A 24,131-nucleotide genomic window follows, 5' to 3' on the forward strand; every position below is an offset into this window, starting at 1 on the left:
CTGCGTGCGCGCCATGTCCGTCCGCTTCGCTCACCTTCATTTGCACAGCGAATACTCGCTGGTCGATTCGACCATCCGCATCAAGGCGCTGGTCGAAGCCTGCGTGCGCGAGGGTGTGCCAGCGGTAGCGCTGACCGACGATAGCAACATGTTCGCGCTGGTGAAGTTCTACAAGGCGTGCAGCGCGGCCGGCATCAAGCCCATCGGCGGCTGCGACCTGTGGGTCAGCGCACCGGACGATCCGCGCCCCTGGCGTCTCACCTTGCTGTGCCAGAACCGCGACGGCTATCTCAACCTGTCGCGACTGGTCTCACGTGCCTGGCGCGAGGGCCAGCATAGTGGCCGCGCGCTGATCGACGCCGCCTGGCTGACGCCTGCGGCCACGCACGGCCTGATCGCCCTGCTGGGACGCGAGAGCGAGGCCGGCCGCATGGCGGTCAATCAGGGCGTGACGGCGGTGGCCGCACGCTTGCGCCCGTTTGCCGCGCAAATGGCCGACCGCCTCTACCTGGAGCTGACCCGCTGTGGCCGCGACGGCGAGGAAAACTGGAACGCCGCGGCGTTGGCGCTGGCCGCCGAGCTGGATCTGCCGGTGGTCGCCAGCAACGACGTGCGCTTTCTCAAGCAGGATGATTTCGAGGCCCACGAAGCGCGCGTGTGCATCAACCAGGGCCGCGTGCTGGCCGATCCCAAGCGCCCCCGCGACTACAGCGACCAGCAGTACGTCAAAACGCCCGGCGAGATGGAAGCGCTGTTCGCGGATATCCCCGAGGCGCTGGAAAACACCATCGAGCTGGCCAAGCGCTGCACGCTGGAACTGAGCTTCGGCACCTACTACCTGCCCGACTTCCCGGTACCGGAAGGCCACGACCTGGCCAGCTATATCCGCGAGATTTCGCGCGACGGCCTGAAGGAGCGTCTTGCGCTCGCGCCTCTCGCCGCCGGACGCACGCTGGCGGACTACGAAGCGCGACTGGAACGCGAGCTGGACGTCATCATCAAGATGGGCTTCCCCGGCTACTTCCTGATCGTGGCGGACTTCATCAACTGGGGTAAGCAGAACGGCATCCCGGTCGGTCCGGGCCGTGGTTCGGGCGCCGGCTCGCTGGTCGCCTGGGTGCTCAAGATCACCGACCTGGATCCGTTGCAGTTCGAGTTGCTGTTCGAGCGCTTCCTGAATCCCGAACGCGTGTCGATGCCCGACTTCGACATCGACTTCTGCATGGATCGCCGCGACGAGGTGATCGACTACGTCGCGCGCAAATACGGCCGCGACCACGTCAGCCAGATCATCACCTACGGCTCGATGGCGGCGAAGGCCGTGCTGCGCGACTCCGGCCGCGTGCTCGGCATGGGTTACAACCAGGTCGACCGCATCGCCAAGCTGATTCCGGCGCGGCCGCTCGATCTCACCCTGTCCTGCGTCCTGGGCCGCTCGGAGAAGGCGAAGAAAGAACCCGATCGCGTGGTCAAGGAATTCTGCGAGCTGTACGAGCAGGACGAGGAAGCGAAAACGCTGATCGACCTCGCGCTCAAGCTCGAGAGCCTCACCCGCAACGCCGGCAAGCATGCCGGTGGCGTGGTGATCGCGCCGACGCCGCTCACCGATTTCGCCCCGCTCTACTGCGAAGCGGGCGGCGGCGGCGTGGTGACCCAGTACGACAAGGACGACGTGGAAGCCGTCGGCCTGGTGAAGTTCGACTTCCTCGGCCTGCGCACGCTGACCATCATCGATTGGGCGGTGAAGGCGATCAATGCGCGGCGCGAGAAGACCGGCGAGGCACCGCTGAACATCTCGGCCTTGCCGCTGGACGACCCCGCGCCGTACGAGCTGCTGAAGAAAGCGCAGACAGTGGCGGTATTCCAGCTCGAATCCTCCGGCATGCAGCGCATGCTCAAGGACGCCAAGCCCGACCGCTTCGAGGACATCATCGCGCTGGTGGCGTTGTACCGCCCCGGCCCGATGGACCTGATCCCCAGCTTCGTGGCGCGTAAGCACGGCCGCGAGCCAGTGGAATACCCCGACCCGCGCGTCGAGCCGATCCTGAAAGAGACCTACGGCATCATGGTCTATCAGGAGCAGGTGATGCAGATGGCGCAGATCGTGGGCGGTTACTCGCTCGGCGGCGCCGACCTGCTGCGCCGTGCGATGGGCAAGAAGAAGCTCGAGGAAATGGCCAAGGAACGCGCCAAGTTCCGCGAGGGCGCCGCCAAGGACGGACTCACCGGCGACAAGGCCGATTCCATCTTCGACCTGATGGAAAAATTCGCCGGCTACGGCTTCAACAAATCGCACGCCGCCGCCTATGCGCTGGTGTCGTACCAGACGGCATGGTTGAAGGCGCACTACCCGGCCGAGTTCATGGCCGCGACGATCTCGTCGGACATGGACAACACCGACAAGGCGGTGACCTTCATCGAGGAGTCGAAGGCGATCGGCCTGACCGTGCTGCCGCCGGATGTGAATGCCTCGGCCTTCATGTTCGTCGCGGTCGAGCCCAAGGTGATGCGTTACGGCCTGGGCGCCATCAAGGGTGCCGGTCAAGGCGCCTGTGAAGCCATCGCGGAGGAACGCCAACGCGGCGGTGCCTACAAAGACCTGGCCGACTTCTGCCGCCGCGTCGATTCGACCAAGCTCAACCGGCGCGTGCTGGAAGCCCTGATCCTATCCGGCGCGCTTGATGCGCTGGCGCCCACGCGCGCCAGCCTGATGCTGCAGCTGCCGAACGCCATGAAGGTGGCGGAGCAGCACCTGCGCGACAAACAGTCCGGCCAGAACGACATGTTCGGCGCGATGATGGGGAGCGTGGCTCCTGTCGTACAGGTCGATCTGCCGACGGCGCCCGAATGGCCGCTGGAGCAGAAACTGCAGGGCGAACGCGACACCCTCGGCCACTACCTGTCCGGCCACCCCACCGACCCGTGGAAGGACGAGCTGGCCCAGCTGTCGACCTGCCCGCTCGGTGAGATCGCGGACCGCTACCAGCCGCCCAAACCTCGCAAAAACGACGACGGCGACAACAACCGCTTCCGTCGCGGCCCGGATACGCCGTGGACGGTGGCCGGCATGGTCACGGCGGTGCGCAAGCGCGGCGAGAGCGACGCCTTCGTACGCCTGGAAGACGGCACCGGCATCATCGAGGTGAGCTTCTTCGGCGAGCTGTACCAGCAGGTGGCGCCGCTACTCACCCGCGACCAGATGCTGGTGGTCGAAGGCGGCCTGCGCATCGACGATTTCTCCGGCGGCGGCTTTGCCTTGCGTGCGCGCAGCGCCCTGTCCCTGGGGGATGCCTGCCGCCGCTACGCACGCCTGCTGCGGCTGAAACTGAACGGGGTGGGACCCCACTTTATCGAAGACCTGCGCCGCGCCCTGTCGGGCTATCGTGGCGGACGCGCCAGCGTCGTGCTGTACGGCTACCACAACAACGCCGCCCAGGCGGATCTGGAGCTGGGCGAGGAGTGGCGTGTGGACGCCATCCCCGAACTGCTGCGCGCCATCCGCGCGGTACCGGGGGTCGAGGCAGCCAAGTTGCGGATTGTGAAGACGGATGATCGCCCGCGGGGCGATTGAGCTGCCCTACCCATACGCCTCCGTTCCCGCCTTTTTCCACGGACCGGTATACTGCTCCGCTTCCGTGTCACGAATAGCACCGAATGAACCCTAACTTCCTCGATTTCGAACAACCCATCGCCGAGCTGGATGCGAAGATTGAAGAGCTTCGCCATGCCAGCCATGGGCAGGCGTTCAATATCGATGAGGAAGTCGGTCGCCTGCGCGAGAAGCTCAAGCTCAAGACCAACGAGATCTTCCGCAACCTCACGCCATGGCAGACCACCCAGCTGTCGCGCCATCCGGGCCGCCCGTACACGCTGGACTACATCAGCGTGATCTGCGAGGAATTCCACGAGCTGGCCGGCGATCGCGCCTACGCCGACGACGCCGCCATCGTGGGTGGTCTGGGCCGTATTAATGGCCGCCCGGTGATGATCATCGGCCACCAGAAGGCTCGCGACACCAAGGGCAAGGTACGCCGCAATTTCGGCATGCCGCGCCCCGAGGGCTACCGCAAAGCCCTGCGACTGATGAAGATGGCCGAGCGCTTCGGCCTGCCCCTGCTGACCCTGATCGACACCCCCGGCGCCTACCCCGGCGTGGGTGCTGAAGAGCGCGGCCAGAGCGAAGCCATCGCCCGCAACCTGCTGGAAATGGCCGACCTGCGCACCCCCATCATCTGCACCGTGATCGGCGAAGGCGGCTCCGGCGGCGCGCTGGCCATCGGCGTGGGCGACCGCACCGTGATGTTGCAGTACTCCACCTATTCGGTGATCTCGCCGGAAGGTTGCGCCTCCATCCTGTGGAAGAGCGCCGACAAGGCCAAGGATGCCGCCGAGGCGCTGGGTCTGACGGCGCCGCGTCTGCTCGAGCTGGGCCTGATCGACAAGCTGGTGCGCGAACCGCTGGGCGGCGCCCATCGCAACCCGCATTCGATGGCTGTGCGCCTGAAGGCCGTGCTGCTCAACCAGCTGGACGAGCTGGAAGCGCTGCCCATCAAGGACCTGCTCGACCTGCGCTACAAGCGCCTGCGCGGCTACGGCGCTTACCAGGAGTAGGCCGCCATGGCCGGGGTACGTGGGCTCGACCATGTCAACCTGCGTGCACCGGCCGCGCTGATCGAGCGGCTGCGCCGTTTCTATATCGACATCGTGGGCCTGCAGGAAGGGCCACGGCCCTCGTTTCGGTCCGGTTCGCGCGGTCATTGGCTGTATGCCGGTGAGCAGCCGCTGATGCATCTGAGTGTTGCCACCGATGGCGACGGCGCAGCGCAGCGCACAGGCTGGCTTTCGCATGTCGCGTTTGCCTGTGACGATCTGGCCGCCGCCCGTGCCCGGCTCGACGTCGCCCAGATTGCCTACGAAGTCAATGTCGTCGACGCGCGGGGCCAGGTCCAGCTGTTTCTTACCGATCCTGCCGGCGTAGGGGTGGAGCTGAATTTCCGCGTCGACAAACGCTGATCACATTCGCAGCGTTACCATCGGGGCACTTTCGCCAGGAGTCGCGTTCATGGCCCACGAGCACGCCACCAAGCTCGCCGTCCTCATCGACGCCGACAATGCCCAGCCGACCATCGCCGAAGCGCTGCTGGCCGAGGTCGCCAAGTACGGCACCGCGCACGTCAAACGCGCCTACGGCGACTGGACCAGTAACCATCTGAAGGGTTGGAAGGAACAACTGCTGAAGCAGTCCATCCAGCCGATCCAGCAGTTCGGCTACACCAGCGGCAAGAACGCCACCGACTCGGCGATGATCATCGATGCGATGGACCTGCTGTATTCGGGGCGCTTCGACGGCTTCTGCATCGTTTCCAGCGACAGCGACTTCACCCGGCTGGCGGCGCGTATCCGCGAATCGGGCCTGATCGTCTACGGCTTTGGCGAGCGCAAGACGCCCGATCCATTCGTGGCCGCCTGCGACAAGTTCATCTACACCGACATCCTGGTCGCCAAGCCGGACGAGGAACAGCCGCTCAAGCCACGCAACGCCTCGCAACTCAAGCAGGACACCATCCTCGTCAACCTGCTGCGCAATGCCGTGGAAGCGGCATCCGACGACGATGGCTGGGCGGCGCTCGGCGGCGTGGGTTCGATCATCACCAAGCAACGCCCCGACTTCGACGCGCGCAGCTACGGCTACAACAAGCTCAGCGAATTGATCACCGCGACCACGCTGTTCGAGATCGATCGCCGCAGCCCCGGCGAGGGCCGACCCAAGGTGATCTACGTACGCAACAAGACCAAGAAACCGGCGACTCGTGAACAAGCTTAGCGAGGTCCTGCAGCAAGCCCTGCGCACGCGTCCGCAAGGCACGCTGTGCGTGGCGTATAGCGGCGGCCCCGACTCCACCGCGCTGCTTCACGCGCTCGCCCAGTTGCCCGAAGCGCATGCGCGCGGCTTGCGCGCCTTGCATGTCGATCACGGCCTGCATCCGGACAGCCGGCAGTGGTCGGAACACTGCCGGCAACTCGCCAAGGAATGGCGCGTACCGTGCCTGGTCCTGCGCGTGGAAGTCGATCACGCCCAGGGCTACGGGCTGGAAGCCGCCGCGCGCGACGCACGCTATCACGCCTTCGCCATGTCGCTGGCCAGCGGTGAATATCTGCTGCTTGGCCACCATCGCGACGATCAGGCCGAAACCGTATTGCTCAAGCTGCTCCGCGGCGCCGGGCCGGAAGGCCTGGGCGGCATGCGTGCATCGCGGGCGCTGGGACAAGGGACGCTGTGGCGCCCCTTGCTCGATGTGCCGCGCCACCTGCTGCGCCAGTACGTCGATACCCACGAACTTCCGTGTATCGACGACCCATCGAATGCCGATAGTCGTCTCTCGCGCAATTTCCTCCGCCACGAGATCCTGCCCCGGCTTAGCCAGCACTGGCCGCAGGCGGTGGAGTCGATCGTGCATAGCGCGAGCCTGAGCCGGTCCGCCACCGAGACGCTGGAGCGACAGTGGCGGACGGTCCAGGTTGAGATACTCGATGCCGCGACCGGCAGCCTGGATGCTGCCCGCTGGCTGGCGCTGGCGCCGGCCCTGCGCCATCCCCTGCTCGACGACTGGCTGCACGCGCGCGGCCTGCCCGCGCCGACCACGTCGCAACGCGAACAGATCGAACGGCAATGCCTTGCTCGCGACGGGCAGTTGCCTTGTGTCCGCTGGGCCGGTGCCGAGCTGCATATATGGAAAGGGCGGCTGTGGGCGCTGCCGCCGCAGCGGCACGTCGATCCGCTCTGGCGGGCGTCCTGGCTGGGCGAACCCTTGGCCCTGCCCGATGGGGGAAGCTTGCTGCTGGAAGCACCCGCACAACTCGACCAGCCGTTGACGGTTCGCCTGCGCCAAGGTGGCGAACACATCCGCCCTGCCGGTGACGCCCATACGCGTGAGCTGCGTGACCTGTTCCAGCAGAGCAGCATGCCTCCCTGGCGGCGTGCTGCCTGTCCCTTGCTGTATGCCGGTGAGGAACTGATCGGCGTGGGCGATCGCTGGCTGACCGAAAAGGGGACGGTCTTATTCGATGCCGCCGGCGCACGCCCCCGCTGGCACTCCGCGTTCTAAACGGGATGTGTAGGAGGGCACCCTGTGCGCGATCACGGCGTTATCGCTACGTAGGCTTTTGGCACACAGGGTGCGCTCCTACATCGATTTGACAGGCCATTTCGCACGACCGGCGCGACCACACATTGATTCCGCACGTCCCCTGCGTTAGCTTTGCGGGCCATGGCCAAGTCCGCTTCCGCTCCCGCCGCTCCGGCTCCCGCCGCTGACTTCGAACATTCGCTAGACGAACTCGAACAACTGGTTGCGCGCATGGAAGGCGGCGACCTCAGCCTGGACGAGTCCCTTTCCTCCTTCGAACGTGGCATCGGCCTCTATCGCCATTGCCAGCAGGCGCTGGAAAGTGCCGAGCTGCGCGTGCGCCTGCTGCTTGATCCCGATGCTCCCCATACCGCCGAACCGTTTGAACCCGAACTCTGAACTCGGCCGGGCTCTCAAGTCGCTGATTGCGCGCGCTGACGAGGCGCTGACTCGCTCGCTGCCTCCCGAAGACAGCCCCCCAGTCGAACTGCACCGCGCCATGCGTTATGCCGTACTTGGCGGCGGCAAGCGGCTGCGCCCCCTGCTGGTCTACGCCGCCGGTCGTGCGTTTGGGGAAGTCGGTTCGCGGCTGGATGCCCCCGCCTGTGCGGTGGAACTGATCCACGCCTATTCGCTGGTGCACGACGACCTGCCGGCCATGGACGACGACGCGCTGCGCCGTGGACGGCCCACCTGCCACATCGTATTTGGCGAGGCCATGGCGATTCTTGCCGGCGACGCGCTGCAGGCGCTGGCGTTCGAACTGCTGGCGCATGACGTGGACCAGGGCGTGTCGCCCACCCGCTGCGTCGAAATGCTGCGGGTGCTCGGCCGCGCCTGCGGGGCCGAAGGGATGGCAGGCGGCCAGGCCCTGGATCTGGCCGCGGTGGGGCGCCGGCTTTCGCTGGACGAGCTGGAAAACATGCACGCCTGCAAGACCGGTGCGCTGATCCGCGCCTCGGTCCGCCTGGGGGTGCTGGCCTCGGAGGCTTCCGATGATGCGCTGGAGGCGCTCGATCGCTATGCGCACGCCGTGGGTCTCGCCTTCCAGGTGCGCGACGACATTCTCGACGTGGAAGGCGAGTCGTCGGTGATCGGCAAGACCGCCGGCAAGGATGCCGCCGCCGACAAACCGACCTTTCCCTCGATCATTGGCATGGATGCATCGCGCGAACACCTGGCGCGACTGACCGCCGACGCGCTGGACGCCATTGCGCCCCTGGGCAAACGCGGCGCGCTGCTGGAAGAGCTCGCCCGCTACGCCGCGGCACGTCACCGCTAAGCCTTGCGCCACGGCGGTGTTGCGCGCCTTCGTCAACCTGACGGCGGCTGAAGCGTCTACTGACGGATACCCCCGTTACCTGCCCTCTCCCCATGCCTTGCTTCCCTGCTGTTTCGCCGCGCCGCGGCGGCTTCCTGCGGCTGTCCGCCTTCGTCGGCCTGCTGATGGCCAGCATATCCAGCGCGGCAACCCCACCCGCGCCGGATTTCAGTGGCGCCTGGCGGCTGGACGACCGCAACAGCGATACGCCTGACACGCTCACCGCCTCGCTGCGCACCGAGGCACGCAAGGAGCAGGAAGCCAAGGAGCAGCAGGCTCCGGCAGCCGCCTCGTCGTCCCCGACCCCAGCGGGCGGCAACGGTGGCGGCCGCCACGGCGGAGGCATGGGTCATGGCGGCATGGGTGGCGGCGGCATGGGCACTGGTGGTGCTGGTGGCGCTGGAGGCGCGGGTGGTGGCATGGGTGGCGGCCATGGCCGGCACGGCGGTGGCGATCAGGCCGGCAACAAGGCCCCCACCTCGGACAAGGACCCCATCGCGACAGCCACGTACCCGATGCCGCCCTTGCTGAAGGTCGATTCGGTGCTGCTGGTGCAACAGGACCCGAAATCCTTCCAGATCCATTTGAATGACGGCAGCCAGCTGACTGGCAAGCTCGACAGCCAGTCGCGCCAATCGCTCAACGGCAACGCCATGGTGCGAGGCCATGTCGATGCAGGCCGTCTCATGCTGTCGGTCGAGTACGCCGACGGCAGCCGCCTCGACCAGACCTGGCAGCTATCGGCCGACGGCCAGCAAATGACCGTCACCGGTGACTGGAAAGTACCCACGTTGCAGCAGCCGGTGACGTTCAAGCGCACCTATGTCGGGCTGCACTGAAACGAGGGAGGCAGCCCGTTGGGCTGCCTCTCCGTCAAACCCTGGTGGGACTACTTGATCAGGCGTAGCGTGAACGGATAGCGGTAACGCACGCCTTCGTTGGCACGGATTGCCGCGATGATGGTGAATACCAGCCACGCCACCCCGACCACCACGCCAACGGGTATCGCCAGCAGCACGCCCAGTCCGAGCGTCATCAGGGTCAGCAGCAGCAAGGCGAGGCCGATGATGGCAATGGTGATGTTGAAGTTCAGCGCTTCCTTGCCCTGATCGTCGACAAACGGCATGGAGTCCTTCTTCACCAGCCAGATGATCAGCGGGCCCAGGAAGCAGCCCCAGCCGAACCAGTGGCCAGTCACGATGCAACCCAGCAAGGCCGACAAGTGGGCGAACATCGCCCAAGTCCGCTCTTCGGTAGAGGGCGTGTCGGACGGCGGCGCTTGGGCTCCGTTCGACGGCGGCGGTACGACAGACTCGGGTGGAACGCTCATGCGCACATCTCCTGGTCGTAAAAGCCTGATTTTTTTGAAACCGGCTCTAAGGACCGGTAATACCGATCCTAGCAAGTACGCAGGATTTTGCCGACTGGGAACTACCCCATCGCCCTACAGCGGGAAGAATTATTCGCCCGCGATGGTCATTTGCTCCAGCAGGATGGACCCGGTGAGCAGGTGCGATCGCGGATCGACGTCCGCGCCCACCGCCACGATGCCTGCGTACATGTCACGCAGATTGGCGGCGATGGTGATTTCTTCCACGGGGTAGGCGATCTGCCCGTTCTCGACCCAGAATCCGGCCGCACCGCGCGAGTAATCGCCGGTAATCGTCGATACGCCCTGCCCCATCACCTCGGTCACCAGCAAGCCCGTACCCAGACGCTTGAGCATGCCGGCGAAGTCCAGCTGTGTGCCGCCGTCCTGGCCCGGCTCGACGATAAGGTTGTGGATACCGCCGGCGTTACCGGTGGATTCCAGCCCCAGCTTGCGCGCCGAGTAGCTGCCCAGTACATAGCGCGCCAGCACACCGTTCTCAATCAGCGAACTGTCGCGGGTGGCAACGCCTTCGGCATCGAATACGCCCGAACCCTGGCCACGCATCAGGAACGGCCGCTCCACGATATTCAGCCATGACGGCATCACCTGCTTGCCGACGTGATCGAGCAGGAAGCTGGCACGCCGATACAGCGCACCGCCACTGACCGCGCCCACCAGATGTCCGATCAGCCCGCGGGCAACCTCCGGCGCAAACAGCACCGGGCTCTGGCGGGTCGAAAGGCGCTGTGCACCCAAGCGCGAAAGCGTGCGTTGGGCCGCCTTGTCGCCGAGGGTTTGCGCGCTGATGAAGTCGTTCGCCGAACGCACGCTGTCGTACCAGTAGTCCCGCTGCATGCCCTCTTCGTCACCCGCAATCAGCGACAGCGACAACGAATGCCGCGTCCCGCGTTCACGGCCAAGGAATCCATGCGAGTTCGCATAAACAGCCAGGCTCTCGCCCATCTGCACGCCGGCACCGTCGGAATTGGTGATGCCCGCATGCGCGCGACCGGCTTCCTCGATGTCCTTGCCCAGGGCGATGGCCCCGGCGGTATCGATGCGCCAGGGGTGCCACAGGTCCAGGTCGGGAAATACCGTGGCCATGCGCGCGGCGTCGGCCAGGCCGGCCGCCGGGTCTTCCTCGGTGAAGCGGGCGATGGCGCAGGCCTGGTCCAGGGTGGCCTGGATCGAGTCCGGATTGAGGTCGGCGGTGCTGGCCGAGCCCTTGCGCTGGCCGAAATAGACGGTCAGCCCGAAACCCCGGTCCCGCGTATGCTCGACCGTCTCCACCTCACCCAGGCGCACATTCACGCTCAGCCCCGTATCGATGCTGGCGGCCACCTCGGCCTGGCTGGCGCCGGCGGCCCGGGCGCGACGGATCACGTCCTCGGCCAGCTGGGCCAGTCGATCCAGTTCTTCGAGGCTGCGGTCCTGGGTGGGGCTGAGCTGGGTCACGCGTGGAATTCCTGCAGGCTGGCTGGTAACGGGTAGAATACGCGGTCCGACCCGCGCAGCTTCCCAACATGGGGGTATCGCGGCCGAATGCAAAGAGCGTCCTGCGGAGAACGCCATGTCACCGACAGCCGGCATCTACCGTCACTACAAGGGCCAGCGTTACCGCGTACTGGGCACGGCCCGGCACAGCGAGACGATGGAAGAGGTGGTGGTCTACCAAGCACTCTATGGCGATTTCGGCCTGTGGGTTCGCCCAGCCGCCATGTTCTGCGAAACCGTGGACATGGATGGCGAGCCGATTGCGCGCTTCGCGCTGGAACAGGCCGAACCCGATCCGCTCGACCGCCGTGACGCCACGCACTGAAAGCCAAGGCCCCTGGGCCGACCAGCTGGAACTACCTGTGAACCGTAACTACACCGACGATCCCGAACACGACTACGGCCCCACTCGCACGCAGCAGCGCCGCGATGCGCTGGCCGTGCTCGCGCTGGCCAACCAGCTGGTCGAACTGCCGCCAAGCAAGCTGGCCAAGCTGGACCTGCCGGAAGACGTGCAGCGCGAGATCGCGCAAACGCGCCGCATCACCGCGCACATCGCACACAAACGGCAGCTCGCGTTCCTGGCCAAGGTCATGCGCCGCCATGACCCGGAAGTCTTCGACGGCGTGCGTGCCGCGCTCGGCGTGAACCGCGAGCGCCAACGCCAGGAAACGGCGGCGATGCATCGCCTGGAAGCCATGCGCGACCGCCTGATCGCCGATGCCGACGCTGCGATCAGCGAGCTGATCACGCAACACCCGGACGTCGATCGCCAGCACCTGCGCTCACTGGCGCGCCAGGCGAAAGCCGAGCAGGAAGGCAACAAGCCGCCGCGCGCCTACCGCGAGATCTTCCAGCTGCTCAAGCAACTGGCTGATGAAGCGGCGGATGAGTCGGAAGAGGCGGATGACGCAGGTGGTGCTGGAGAGGAAGCTCTCTAAGCTTCCGGCGCGCATCGCCTGCATGGCGTACCGAAAAACTTCGCCGTCATCCCAGCGGACGCTGGGATCCAGTGCCTTTTTGCATGGTGCGCGAACCCCACCGAAAAGTCGCTGGATCCCAGCGTTCGCTGGGATGACGGTGAGGTGGGATGACGGTGAGGTTGGCTCAGCCCTTCGCGCTGAAACGCGCACAGCCGTCTTCCGGCGACACCCAGCAATCGTGCAGCACGCATAGTCGGCTGGTTGCGATACTCGCACCATAGGCCGAACCAAACGACGTCAGCCCGGGCATGCTTTGCTCTATCGCACGCTGGTCATCCAGCCGGTGAACGCAGCGCTCGCACGATGCAGCCAGCTTGCCGACGGACGAGGCATCGACACCGGCCACGCTCACCCGCCCAGCCCGTTCCAGTACGACGCGAACACGTGCACCGACAGCACGTAGCCAATAATCACATTGACCACTACGCCGGCCGTGAAGGCGAGCAGCGGCCGCCATCCCGTTGCGCTGAGCGAACGCAGGCGCGTGGTAAGACCGATGCTGAGAAAGCAAAACGTGAAGGCCCAGGTACGCAAGGTGCTGATCGGCGCCACCAGGTCCGGCGTAACGATCTTGCGGTAATCGACCAACGAGTAATGACTGGCGATCCAGGTCACCAACGCTGAAGCCAGCACGAAACCAAACACAAACTTCGGAAAGCGCGCCCAGATCTCGCGTATATCGGCTTTCGCCCTGACCCCATCGTCGCCACTATTCCAGCGCGTGGCCGCAACCCAGGCCAGCGTAAATGCCCAGATGCCAATCCAGATATCGCGCCCCACCACCTTCATCAGCGTGAACGCCTGTACGGCAGCATCAGGTGCACCAGCAATCGCGCCACCCGCGTTGCGCGCCGCGTCGCCATAGGCCTGTGCCGCCGCAACGCCCGCGGCATCCGCAAACTCGGATGTGCCAATCCACGCACCGGCCACGGCGGTCGATAACCCCAATGCCCGCGACGCAAACGGCAGTACGAAAATCATCACGATCGCCCACACCACCACCAGCGTGATGGCCATGGACGTGTCTTCCCGGCGCGCACGTACCGCGCCACCACTGGCAATCGCCGCTGACACACCGCACACCGCGCCACCGACGCCGAGGACCGCCGCGAAGCGCTTGTCGAGACCCAGCGCCTTGCCAGCGAGAAAGATGGTGAAGAACGTGGCGAGCGAGACGATGGTCGCCTGTGCCACCGCTACCGGGCCCGCCCACACCAGCAAGGTCAGCGGCAAGGTCGCACCCAGCAATACGATGCCGACCTTGATATAGAACTCCACGCGCAGCCCCGACTGGAACCAGTCAGGCAGCTTGACCGTATTGGATACCAGCAGACCCAGCGCCAGCGCGAGCAGCGGCGCCTCGAGGTTGTAGCGCGATGCCTCGACCCATGCGGATGCAATGAAGATCAACAGCGAGACCGCGAACAGAGTCAGGAAGGCCGGTAGAAAACGAGCCAGGGAATGCCCCAGGACCGCGAGCCCGGTACCGAACAACAAGGCCAACGCGGCGAACAGCGCCAGATAGTTGGGCCAGTGCGAAGCGACACCCTGCCACGCCTCCGCCAGCGTCTTCCACTTCGCTGGTGCAACCGCCAGCCATTTGAGACTGCTGCCATGGGCGAACAACGCCCAGGCCACCACGATCACCAGCAGGCCGATCCACACCGACCACCAGTCTTCGTTGGAAAAGATACCCCACCGCACAGGGCGCGCAGCGGCAATGCCTTGGGCAGGGACCTGACCCGGCAAAACACGTGTCGCTTCGCTCATCGCAACGCCCTCACCGAAAGTAGTGACCGGACGTCCAGACGTCCGGGCGGCCAACGGGAAGAGCCGCAGCGAACACTGTCCGTCCGCCACGATTCAAAGCGAAATGAGGTTTTGTTCTATCGATATGCCCGGCTCGAGGCTGGCCCGGGCGGCAGCAGGCTGTTTCTTGGTGGGAGCGACTTCAGTCGCGACCGCGGCTATCGATGCAAGCGTTCGTCGCGACTGAAGTCGCACCCACCACCCATCGCGATCGCGCCATCGTTACAACCCAGTCCAGAGTTCTCTCGAGATGTCCCATAGGCCACGGCGTGCGGACCATCATCAGGACGTACCAACAAAAACGGCGGCCTCCCGGGGAAAGCCGCCGTCACGATGTACCGGGCAAGCGAAGATCAGGACGCCGTGCCACCCACCGTCATCGCGTCCACCTTCAACGTCGGTTGTCCGACGCCGACCGGCACGCTCTGGCCGTCCTTGCCGCAGACGCCGACGCCTTCGTCCAGCGCCAGGTCGTTGCCAATCATCGACACGCGGGTGAGCACCTCAGGACCGGAGCCAATCAGGGTGGCGCCCTTCACCGGGCGGGTCACCTTGCCGTCTTCGATCAGATAGGCCTCGCTGGCGGAGAACACGAACTTGCCGTTGGTGATATCCACCTGGCCGCCACCGAAGTTCACCGCATAGATGCCTCGCTTGACCGAGCGGATGATCTCCTGCGGATCGTGCTGACCGGCGAGCATGTAGGTATTGGTCATGCGTGGCATCGGCAGTTGGGCGAACGATTCGCGACGGCCATTGCCGGTGGGTGCCACGCCCATCAGGCGGGCATTGAGCTTGTCCTGCATATAGCCCTTGAGGATGCCGTCCTCGATCAGCGTGGTGCATTCGGTGGGGGTGCCTTCGTCGTCCACGCTGAGCGAGCCTCGGCGGCCCACGAGGGTGCCGTCGTCGACGACGGTAACGCCCGGGGCGGCGACGCGCTGGCCGATGCGACCGGCGAAAGCCGAGCTGCCCTTGCGATTGAAGTCGCCTTCCAGACCGTGGCCGATGGCCTCGTGCAGCAACACACCCGGCCAACCGGGGCCGAGCACCACCGGCATGCTGCCGGCCGGCGCATCGACCGCGTCCAGGTTCACCAGGGCCTGGCGCACGGCTTCATCGGCAAAAGCCAGAGCGCGGCCGTTGTCGATCAGCTCGCGATAGCCATAGCGGCCACCACCACCGGCACTGCCCTGCTCGCGCCGGCTGCCCTGCTCGGCGATCACCTGCACGTTCAGGCGCACCAGCGGGCGCACGTCGGCCGCCAAGGTGCCGTCGGAAGCGGCCACCAGCACGGTGTCCATGGTGGCGGCCAGGCTCACGATCACCTGCTTCACGCGCGGATCGCGCGAGCGGGCATAAGCGTCCACTTCACGAAGCAGCGCGATCTTGTCCGGATTGGGCAGGCTTTCGATCGGATCGATAGCCGGATAGAGCTGCCGCCCCCCGTTCAGCGCCAGTGGCTTGCCCACGCCATTACCACCCTGGGCAATCGCGCGGGCCGCCTTGGAGGCGTCCAGCAGCTGGGGCAACACGATCTCATCGGAGTATGCGAAACCGGTCTTCTCACCGCTGATGGCACGCACGCCTACGCCCTGCTCGATCGAATGGCTACCGTCCTTGACGATGCCCTCCTCCAGCAGCCAGGATTCGCTGCGCGAATGCTGGAAATACAGGTCGGCAGCATCGATGGATGGCCCCATCAACTGGGAGAACACGCGGTCCAGGTCGCTGGCGGCCAGGCCACCGGGAGCCAGCAAACGACGTTCAGCCTGCGCGATCAGGGAATCCATGAAATCTCAACCGTGTGTGAAGGACCAGACTCTAGCAAGTGGGGGCCGACCGTCGCTGTTTAAAGCCTGTTTTCCCTCGCTAAGGAAGCACCAAGCCGCGCGATCCCGCGGCCTGAGCATCGGTCAATGCGCGCTGCTGGTGGCCGGCGCCGGTGATACGCCCGGCAGCAGCGGCGGCGTCACCGGTGTCAGCGGCGGCGTCGTGGCATCGTGTTTTTCGAGTACCGCGATCGCAGGTTTATCCCAGCTGCCGGTGATCTTGTAACGCGCACTGGCCGCATGATTGATTCCCTTGCCCAACAGACCTTGGGCGAGAAAGCCAGCGGCCGCGCCGATGGGTCCGCCGACCACCACGCCGACGAGAGGCAGGCTGTTGCCCGCATGCGGGGTGGCTAGCACCTGCAGGTCATAGTCCTTGGCACGCAGGCCAGTGCGTCCGTTGATGGCGATTTCAGCGGCAGGACTGCGAATCTGCAGGTTCTCGGTATGGGCATTGCCATCGCTCAGCTTGAAGTCGCCGGCAATCGCATCGAACGCCAGGCCTTTGCCAAACACGTCGCCAAAATTGAACGCGAGTCGGCGCGGCAAATCGAGCACCGACAGCAGGCCGAACAGGCGTGCCACGCCAGGCGTCACTTCAGGCATGCGTCCATCGGTAATACTTATGCTCAGCTTGCCATCCATATTGGCCAGGTCCATGGCCGTGGGTGCGCCGGGCCAGCCCGCATCCAGCTTTGCACGCACCTTGCCGCCGGCAAGCAGCCCCTCGAAGCCGAAGGCGCCCAACATGTCGCCCAGGTTGTCCGCGGCAAAATCGATAACCAGCTGGGAATGACTGTCGCCTGCCGTGCCATTCCAGTCGCCCGTGCCGTTGATCTGCACCCCGTGCGAAAGCGTACGCAACTGGTCGATGTGCAGGCCGCGATCGGTTGGCCAGGTCTCCAGGCGTGCTTCGCCCAGCTTGGAGTCACCGAAACGCAGATCGCTCACCCACAAGTGAAACGGCGGCAAGGCCGAAGGCGTGATGCCGGTTTCGGCAGGATTTGTCGCCTGTGCCGCCACCGCCGGTGCCGTCGGCACGGGTTCCGCGCCGTTCTTCTTGGCCGCGGGCGTGACGTCCTTCGGCCAGTACAGCCGCTGCAGTCGCGCCGTGATGCCACGCTTGTTGAGGTCGACCAGCGGAATGCCAAAACGCCCCGCCAGTCCGGCGTTCTCGACGTCGACGCTGAGGCCATCCGATTGCGCGCTCGCCAGCAAATGCATGTCGCTAAATGGATGGCCAAACACGATCGCCTGGTCGGCGTTCACGTCGATGCTTTCCAGGCCCGGACCGGGGCCCGCGCTTGCGGCGGCGTACTGGACCCAACCAGTCACATCGAGTTTCGCGGCACGACCACGGACACGTATGCCTTGGTCGGGCATCGCGTCAGGCACGCGCGTTCCGAACGCGAACGTCGCGGCCAACGACTTGCCGCTATTTTCCGGCAGTCGCAGGCGCGCACGCACTACTTGCCCCAGGCTCAGTTGCACTTCGCTGCCCGCGGTGGGTAGATTCATGTCGACATGCAGGGGTAACGCAACGTCGACGGGCTTCTTCAACGGCGCCGGAAATTTCAAGGCGATGCCGGTGAGTGGCGAGTCGACGCTCAATTGCTGCGTGGTAGCAGCCGTGCCGTTGGTATGTGCGATGCCGAAACCAATGGTGAAATCGCTGCGACCTTCCGCCACCTGGCTCAACCAGTCCAACTGGCTATAACCCTGGGTCAGCTCACTCATGCTGAAGCGGCCAGTCAACTTGGCGGCAAGTACGGTGTCCGGCCTTCCGGTAGCACCGGCGATGGCGAGGTCCAGTTTGGACGGCTGTCCATGAAAACTCGTATCCAACGGTCCGGCGTGGAAACCTGCCTTATCGAACGTCGCAGGCCCGGTGAGCTTGTCCAGCTTGAGGTTCCACTCGGGCGCATTGAAGTCGACGCCCTTCAGCTGGGCGTGACCGTCAAGCACAAAGTCCTTTGAGTCCGCCACCGGCAACGACAAGTGAAAATCGAATGCCCCCGTGCCACCCAGGCTGAGCTTGGACAAGGTATCGGCCTGATGGATGCCGATCGGGCTTTTGCTCACGAACTCGATCATGCTGGCGCCGGTGCCGTTACCGCTCACGTTGAGATCGAGCACGGTGTGGCCCAGCTCGGGAATCAGCGCAACGGCCCGATCGACCTTGTTGCCCAGTGAGGTGGCTGCACTCGCCTCCACCAGTAAACCGCCGTTGACGAAGTTGGCGATCGCGTCCACGCCCTCGGCGCGCGGCCAGTCCTTGCCGTAGTCGAAAACCAGATCGTTCAACACGGCGCGTGCTTCGAAACGCCCTTCGTTGTGATGGAACGGCCAGTCAGCGAGATCGCCCCGCACCAGGATATCGCCGCGATCGATCTGGCCGCTGACCAGCGACCGATCGAGCCATTCAATCGCAGCCGGCGACATCGAGTCGATCGGCCAGAACTGCTTGGCGGCCACGACGTCGGCGTGACTGAGCGACGCGTACAGCTCGAGGAAAGGTCGCCCGCCGGCATCCGGGAAGGCCATTTCGCCACGGGCCTCGCCTGCGAAACCCGTGCCTTCGAACTGGAAGGGATCGGTGCCGATGTGCCAAGCGTCGTCCTCATGCCAGAACGCCACGTCACCGGCGAGGCGCGACATCACCAGCGGCTCGCGGAACGTGTGCGGAAAACGCAATACCGTCGCTTGCTGCGGCAGCGACAACGATAGCGCCTCGGCGTCACCGCGCAGATCGCCTCGCAGACCATCCACGCCGGGAAGCTTGCCGGCCGCGTCGATCGCCAACCCCTTGAACGCGACATCGAGTGTCTGCAAGCCCTCGGCCTTGCTCCAGTGCATCACCGCTTGCGTCACTTCACCTCGCGGCTTTCCGACACCCACCCATTGCGCGAGGCCGGGTGACAACTGCGGCTTGAGCGCCAGCCACGGCACCAGCGGCGCCAGCTGTAGATTTCTCGCCGTCACGTCGACACGCGCCTGGTCGGTACTCATGGATTGAAAGCTCGCAGCCAACGTTCCCTGGTCATCGCCGGCCCAACGCAGCTCGTAACCATCCTGGCCCATTTTCAGTTCGGCCAGACCGTCCAGCGCGGGCACGATGACCCGGGCGCCGTCGGGATTTCCCACGGACAACTGCATCAGATGGAAGCGCGTCAGGTTGCGCACCACCTTCGCATCGCGCCAATCGAGCCAGCTCTCGAAGGAACCATGGCCGCTTTCAGCGGTATAGCCGCCCAAATCGATGCCCATGGAAATCGCATGAAGATCGACATCCGTACCGCTGATCCATACCTTGCCATCGGCGCCGTCTTGACTGAAGCTGCCGGCGCCGCGCAACTGACCCGGCGCACCCTCCCGCCGCAGCAGGGCACCGACGCGGACGCGCCCCCCCTGCCGACTCAGTCGCAGCTGATCGGCAATCAGCGTGTAGTGCTTGTTGATCTGGTTATCGGTGATTTCCAACCGCGTATCGCGCAGCCACAAACCCATCGACAACTTCCCGAAGGCCGGATTCTGGCGCTCCTGCCTACCCGCCAGGCCGATGCCGTTGATATGCCAGGTGCCGTCCGCATCGCGGCTCATGTCCAGTTGCATGCCCCGCGCGCGCAGATTCACCAGGTGCCGTGTCGGCAACAACCAGCCGCCGAGGTCGAGCTTGAGTTCGATTTCCGGAATGCGCAGCGGCGTGCCGCCGTCGCCTGCCCCTATCGTGATATCGCGCATCACGAACAAAGGGCCGGAGGGCTGCGAATACCCCTTCACGGACTGAAAGCTCACCGGCCGCTGCAGCCTCGCGCTGAGCTGAGCCGCCACCCACTCCGGGTTGCGCGCAAGCGTAGGCAGCAACAGCTGGGTGAGCGCCATCATCACGGCGAGCGAAATCGCGGCTACGCCGACGACCCAGCCCAATAGCCGGGCGCCCTGGTGCAGACGCTTTTTCCAGATTGCGTTCACGCTCGACTCACCACACGACATGCCCCACGGCGCGCGGCATCAAATGTTCAGAGGAGGACCACATCGAACTGTTCCTGCGAATAATGCTCTTCGGCCTGAAAGCGTATGCTTTTGGAGATGAACTCTTCCAACTCGGCGACCGCGATGGACTCCTCCTCGAGAATGCGGCCGACCACCTTGGGGCTGGCCATGACCAGCAGTTTCTCGGTATTGAACTGGCGTACCGCCCGGGTGATTTCGCGGAAAATCTCGTAAGTCACGGTTTCGGCCGTCTTGACCGTACCGCGCCCACTGCAGGCCGGACAAGGTTCGCATAGCTGGCGCTCGAGACTATCGGTGGTGCGCTTGCGCGTCATCTCCACCAGCCCAAGCGCCGACATCGGATAGACGGTGGTCTTGGCGTGGTCCCGCGCCAGGCCCTTTTCGAGCATGCGCAACACCTGCCGTTTGTGCTCTTCGTCCGTCATGTCGATGAAGTCGATGATGATGATGCCCCCGAGGTTGCGCAGCCGCAGCTGGCGCGCCGCCGCCTGAGCGGCCTCCAGGTTCGTGCGATAAACGGTTTCCTCGAGATTTCGTGTACCGAGATAGCCACCGGTGTTCACATCGATGGTGGTCATCGCCTCAGTCTGGTCGACGATGAGGTAGCCGCCCGACTTCAGCGGTACTTCCTTCTTCAATGCGCGCTGGATTTCGTCTTCCACGCCGTACAGGTCGAAGATGGGACGCTCGCCAGCGTAGTGCTCAATCCGATCGTCGAGGTGGGGCATGAACTTGTGCACGAACTTGACCACCTTCTCGAAGGTTTCGCGCGAGTCCACGCGCACCTTCTCGATGTCGTCGTTGAGCATGTCGCGCAGGCTGCGCAGCGGCAACGAGAGTTCCTCGTAGACGCGCTCGCCGACCTTGGCCTTGACGATGTTTTCCTGCACCACGCGCCACACCTTGCCCAGGTAGGTGACGTCGAAGGCCAGCGATTCGGCGGTCTGCTCCTCGGCATTCGTGCGCACGATATAGCCGAGTGGGTTCTCGCCGATCAACGGCGTCAGCACGTCCTTCAGGCGCTGACGCTCGGCTTCATTCTCGATGCGTGCCGAAATGCCCAGGGTGCGGGCGTGCGGCAGCAGCACCAGGTAGCGTGAGGGAATAGACAGGTGAGTGGAAAGGCGGGCGCCCTTGGTGCCAATCGGGTCCTTCACCACCTGCACCACGATTTCCTGCCCCTCGTGGACCAGCTCGCTGATCGACGGCACCTGGCCGTTGCCCGCCACCTGCAATTCGACGCCATCGGCAGCGATGGGCAGCGCCGGCCGCAGGATGTCGGACGCATGCAGGAACGCCGCGCGCTCCAAGCCGATATCGACGAAGACCGCCTGCATGCCCGGCATGACCCGCTGCACCCGACCCTTGTAGACATTGCCCACGTAGCCGCGACGGGAGGCCCGCTCCACGTGCACCTCCTGCAACATGCCGTTCTCTACCACGCCGACGCGCGTCTCGCGTGGGGTCACGTTGATCAGGATTTCTTCGCTCACCGGGCACTCCCGTGGATGGACGATCTTTATAGCGGCAGTACGCGCACACTGTCGATGCATGTCGCGTGTCGCCGACGGCAGTTTCGGCATCATCCCTAGCTGGCTGCTCAAATACGCTAAAAATGGGGAGATTGGTGTACCGGACAGTGTTCCATTAGGTCGCAGTCAGCAGCCGCCGTTATGCTTGCCGACGATGTGCGATCCGATCCTTCCCGACCTGTTGCAGCCCGGTTTGGGGCTGGTGTTTTGCGGCACGGCCGCCAGCCGCCGTTCGGCCACCGAGGGCGCTTATTACGCTCATCCCGGCAACCTGTTCTGGCGCGCCCTGCATGCCGTAAGGCTGACACCACGCCAGTTTGCGCCCACCGAGTTTCCACTGCTGCCGACGCTGGGGATCGGATTGACCGACCTGGCCAAGCACCATAGGGGCAACGACGACGAGCTGCCGCGCGACGCCTTCGATGTGCTTGCGCTACGCAGCAAGATCGAACGCCATGCACCGAGCCTGCTCGCCTTCACCAGCAAGGCGGCGGCCCGTGCCGTGCTCGGCCCATCGATCGGCTACGGCTGGCAGCGCGAGCACATCAACGCCACCCGGCTTTATGTCCTGCCCTCGCCTTCCGGACAGGCGCGCGGGCATTGGGATATCACTCTCTGGCAGGAACTGGCGGACGGTTTTCGTGCCCTGTGAAGCACGCTCAGGAATGCGCGTACTCGCCCAGCGCTTCGGCCAGATGCTCAAACAACCTCCGCACCCGCAGGCTCTGCCGCAAGTCCTCGTGCATCACCACCCAGCTATCCATGAATAGCGACAGCTGATCCGGCAACAGGCGTACCAGCTGTGAGTCACGTCGGGCCAAGTTGACCTGGGCCACCGCGATACCGAATCCCGCCCGCAGGGCAGCCAACGCCGCCAGGTCACTGTCGGTGCGCCAGGCAAAATTCTCGCGGGCATAGGACAAGCCCTGCGGTCTCATGCGGCGGATGTAGGGCGTTTCCGTGTCGAAACCGATCAATGCATGCCCGGCGAGGTCGGCGAGCGAGCCGGGGCGCCCATAGGCGTCCAGATAGTGCTGATGGGCGAACAGCCCCAGCTCGAGCTTGCCGATGTGACGCGCCACCAGCGCTTCCTGGGTCGGCTGCACCATGCGTATGGCGATATCGGCATCGCGCCGCAGGATGTCCGCCGGCTGATTCGACAGGGACAGCTCGATCACGATACCTGGATGCCGCTGGCGAAATGCCGCAAGCATGGCTGGCAGCACCTCGGCACCGATGACCTCGCTGGCGCTGATGCGCACGGCACCGCTGAGCTCCTCCCGCCCGGCCGAGGCGGTACGTCGCATCGCCGCCGAGGCCGCCGCCATGGCCTGGGCATGCGGCACCAGTTCGTGCGCCAGCTCCGTAGGCGTCAGCCCTTGCGGCGAGCGTGCGAACAAAACCGCCCCGAGGGTCGACTCCAGCTCGCGCATATGCCGCCCGAGGCTGGGTTGGGTCATGCCCAAGGCCCGCGCCGCAGCCGACAGGCTGCCTTCGCGCATGACCGCGAGGAAGGATCGGTACAACTCCCAGCCGGGGTCCAGATTATCCATACATATTTGTATAGCAGATCTTCGCCATTAGGCAATTTTCTTTCATGCCACGGCCGCGCATGCTGGTCCTAACTTCCCTGAGGACACAGCCATGAACACACAGCGGACAGCCTTGGTCATCGGCGCCAACGGCGGCATCGGCAGCGAAGCCTGCGTGGCGCTGCTGCGGCATGGCTGGAAACTGCGCGCCCTGGTGCGCACGGCGCCGATGGACGCCAGCAAGGATGACATCGAGTGGATCGCCGGCGATGCCATGCATGCCGACGATGTGCTGCGCGCGGCCAACGGCGTGGACGTGATCGTCCACGCGGTGAACCCGCCGGGTTATCGCGGCTGGGACACCCTGGTACTGCCGATGCTGGACAACACCATCGCCGCAGCCCGTGCCGCCGGCGCACGTATTGTGTTGCCGGGCACGATCTATAACTACGGGCCGGACGCTTTCCCGCGCCTCACCGAAGACGCTCCGCAGCATCCGCACACGCGCAAGGGGGAGATCCGCGCCGAGATGGAGCGCCGGCTGCAAGCCGCCACGGACCACGGCGTGCGCGTACTGATTCTCCGCTGCGGCGATTTCTTCGGGCCTCGCCCAGGCAACAACTGGCTTGCACAAGGACTGGTCCGCGCGGGCGCTGCCGTCAAACGAGTCAGCTACCCCGGCGACTACGCCATCGGTCACAGCTGGGCCTATCTGCCCGACGTCGGCGACGTGCTGGCGCGACTGTTGGATCGCGAAGCCGACCTGGGTGCCTTCGAAAGCTTCCACTTCGGCGGCTATTGGCTGGATGGTCACGCCATGCTGGACGCAATCCGCCGCACCGCCGGCGATCCGCGCATCAAGGCGGGCCGCTTTCCCTGGTGGCTGGCACGGGTGGCATCGCCGTTCAACGAAACCATGCGCGAGCTGTGCAAGATGCGCTACCTGTGGCGCGAACCGGTCCGGCTCGATGATGCGAAACTGAAAACGTTCCTCGGCGGCAACCTGTACACGCCGCTCGACCAGGCCCTGGCCCGGGCGCTGATGGGTGCCGGCTGCATGGCGGCGACACCAGCCACACCGGCGCTGCAACGCACTACAGGATGAGGCGCTGCGC

The 24,131-nt window shown here is 65.0% G+C and carries 19 protein-coding genes; 12 read left to right on the forward strand and 7 right to left on the reverse strand.

What is annotated here, in order from left to right; all coding sequences use genetic code 11:
• Positions 1-13: 13 nt before the first annotated feature.
• From dnaE to ACT01B_RS16005, 8 genes are all read left to right on the forward strand, one after another.
• The gene (dnaE, locus tag ACT01B_RS15970; RefSeq protein ID WP_445144221.1) at positions 14-3,571 is read left to right on the forward strand and encodes a DNA polymerase III subunit alpha; all 3,558 of its coding nucleotides are present in this window, start codon (positions 14-16) and stop codon (positions 3,569-3,571) included.
• Between the two features lie 83 nt (positions 3,572-3,654).
• Complete coding sequence (locus ACT01B_RS15975) at positions 3,655-4,611, forward strand: acetyl-CoA carboxylase carboxyltransferase subunit alpha (protein ID WP_445144222.1); 957 nt, start codon at positions 3,655-3,657, stop codon at positions 4,609-4,611.
• 6 nt (positions 4,612-4,617) lie between these two features.
• Entirely contained in the window at positions 4,618-5,013 is a 396-nt protein-coding gene (locus ACT01B_RS15980) for a VOC family protein (protein WP_445144223.1), read from the forward strand.
• 49 nt (positions 5,014-5,062) lie between these two features.
• Positions 5,063-5,824 carry an NYN domain-containing protein gene (locus tag ACT01B_RS15985; protein ID WP_445144224.1) on the forward strand — a complete coding sequence of 254 codons (762 nt, stop codon included), beginning with the start codon at positions 5,063-5,065 and terminating at the stop codon, positions 5,822-5,824.
• Positions 5,811-7,106: a tRNA lysidine(34) synthetase TilS gene (gene tilS, locus ACT01B_RS15990; RefSeq protein ID WP_445144225.1), complete on the forward strand. Its 1,296-nt coding sequence runs from the start codon at positions 5,811-5,813 to the stop codon at positions 7,104-7,106. The genes ACT01B_RS15985 and tilS overlap by 14 nt, the downstream gene beginning before the upstream one ends.
• A 162-nt stretch (positions 7,107-7,268) precedes the next feature.
• Positions 7,269-7,526, forward strand: coding sequence for an exodeoxyribonuclease VII small subunit (locus ACT01B_RS15995; RefSeq protein WP_445144226.1), 258 nt, complete (start codon positions 7,269-7,271; stop codon positions 7,524-7,526).
• Complete coding sequence (locus ACT01B_RS16000; RefSeq protein WP_445144227.1) at positions 7,510-8,409, forward strand: polyprenyl synthetase family protein; 900 nt, start codon at positions 7,510-7,512, stop codon at positions 8,407-8,409. The genes ACT01B_RS15995 and ACT01B_RS16000 overlap by 17 nt, the downstream gene beginning before the upstream one ends.
• Before the next feature lie 92 nt (positions 8,410-8,501).
• Positions 8,502-9,287, forward strand: coding sequence for a hypothetical protein (locus tag ACT01B_RS16005; protein WP_445144228.1), 786 nt, complete (start codon positions 8,502-8,504; stop codon positions 9,285-9,287).
• Between the two features lie 50 nt (positions 9,288-9,337).
• Here the strand turns inward: ACT01B_RS16005 and ACT01B_RS16010 are convergent, their stop codons facing one another.
• The gene (locus tag ACT01B_RS16010; protein ID WP_445144229.1) at positions 9,338-9,778 is read right to left on the reverse strand and encodes a DUF4870 domain-containing protein; all 441 of its coding nucleotides are present in this window, start codon (positions 9,776-9,778) and stop codon (positions 9,338-9,340) included.
• A gap of 129 nt (positions 9,779-9,907) precedes the next feature.
• The gene (pmbA, locus tag ACT01B_RS16015; protein ID WP_445144230.1) at positions 9,908-11,275 is read right to left on the reverse strand and encodes a metalloprotease PmbA; all 1,368 of its coding nucleotides are present in this window, start codon (positions 11,273-11,275) and stop codon (positions 9,908-9,910) included.
• A gap of 115 nt (positions 11,276-11,390) precedes the next feature.
• Between pmbA and ACT01B_RS16020 the strand changes: the two genes are divergently transcribed.
• Positions 11,391-11,639: a DUF1653 domain-containing protein gene (locus tag ACT01B_RS16020; RefSeq protein ID WP_445144231.1), complete on the forward strand. Its 249-nt coding sequence runs from the start codon at positions 11,391-11,393 to the stop codon at positions 11,637-11,639.
• A gap of 37 nt (positions 11,640-11,676) precedes the next feature.
• Entirely contained in the window at positions 11,677-12,255 is a 579-nt protein-coding gene (gene yjgA, locus ACT01B_RS16025) for a ribosome biogenesis factor YjgA (protein ID WP_445144232.1), read from the forward strand.
• 390 nt (positions 12,256-12,645) lie between these two features.
• Here yjgA and ACT01B_RS16030 read toward each other — a convergent pair whose 3' ends face one another.
• The 4 genes from ACT01B_RS16030 to rng all read right to left on the reverse strand — a co-directional run bounded on the left by ACT01B_RS16030 (position 12,646) and on the right by rng (position 21,445).
• Positions 12,646-14,067: a YeiH family protein gene (locus ACT01B_RS16030; RefSeq protein ID WP_445144233.1), complete on the reverse strand. Its 1,422-nt coding sequence runs from the start codon at positions 14,065-14,067 to the stop codon at positions 12,646-12,648.
• 392 nt (positions 14,068-14,459) lie between these two features.
• Entirely contained in the window at positions 14,460-15,899 is a 1,440-nt protein-coding gene (gene tldD / locus ACT01B_RS16035; RefSeq protein ID WP_445144234.1) for a metalloprotease TldD, read from the reverse strand.
• A 123-nt stretch (positions 15,900-16,022) separates the two neighbouring features.
• Positions 16,023-19,910 carry a YhdP family protein gene (locus ACT01B_RS16040; protein WP_445144235.1) on the reverse strand — a complete coding sequence of 1,296 codons (3,888 nt, stop codon included), beginning with the start codon at positions 19,908-19,910 and terminating at the stop codon, positions 16,023-16,025.
• Positions 19,911-19,957: 47 nt separating this feature from the next.
• On the reverse strand, positions 19,958-21,445 hold the full coding sequence (gene rng / locus ACT01B_RS16045; RefSeq protein ID WP_445144236.1) for a ribonuclease G: 1,488 nt from the start codon (positions 21,443-21,445) through the stop codon (positions 19,958-19,960).
• A 193-nt stretch (positions 21,446-21,638) separates the two neighbouring features.
• On the opposite strand from rng, the gene ACT01B_RS16050 reads away from it, so the two are divergent.
• Positions 21,639-22,136 (forward strand): mismatch-specific DNA-glycosylase, encoded by a 498-nt coding sequence (locus ACT01B_RS16050; protein WP_445147504.1) that lies wholly within the window; start codon positions 21,639-21,641, stop codon positions 22,134-22,136.
• Between the two features lie 7 nt (positions 22,137-22,143).
• Here the strand turns inward: ACT01B_RS16050 and ACT01B_RS16055 are convergent, their stop codons facing one another.
• Entirely contained in the window at positions 22,144-23,037 is an 894-nt protein-coding gene (locus ACT01B_RS16055; RefSeq protein WP_445144237.1) for a LysR family transcriptional regulator, read from the reverse strand.
• Between the two features lie 91 nt (positions 23,038-23,128).
• Here ACT01B_RS16055 and ACT01B_RS16060 point away from each other — a divergent pair, with 91 nt between their 5' ends.
• Positions 23,129-24,121: an NAD-dependent epimerase/dehydratase family protein gene (locus ACT01B_RS16060; protein ID WP_445144238.1), complete on the forward strand. Its 993-nt coding sequence runs from the start codon at positions 23,129-23,131 to the stop codon at positions 24,119-24,121.
• Positions 24,122-24,131: the final 10 nt, after the last annotated feature.

This window comes from Dyella sp. Tek66A03 (assembly GCF_052567735.1).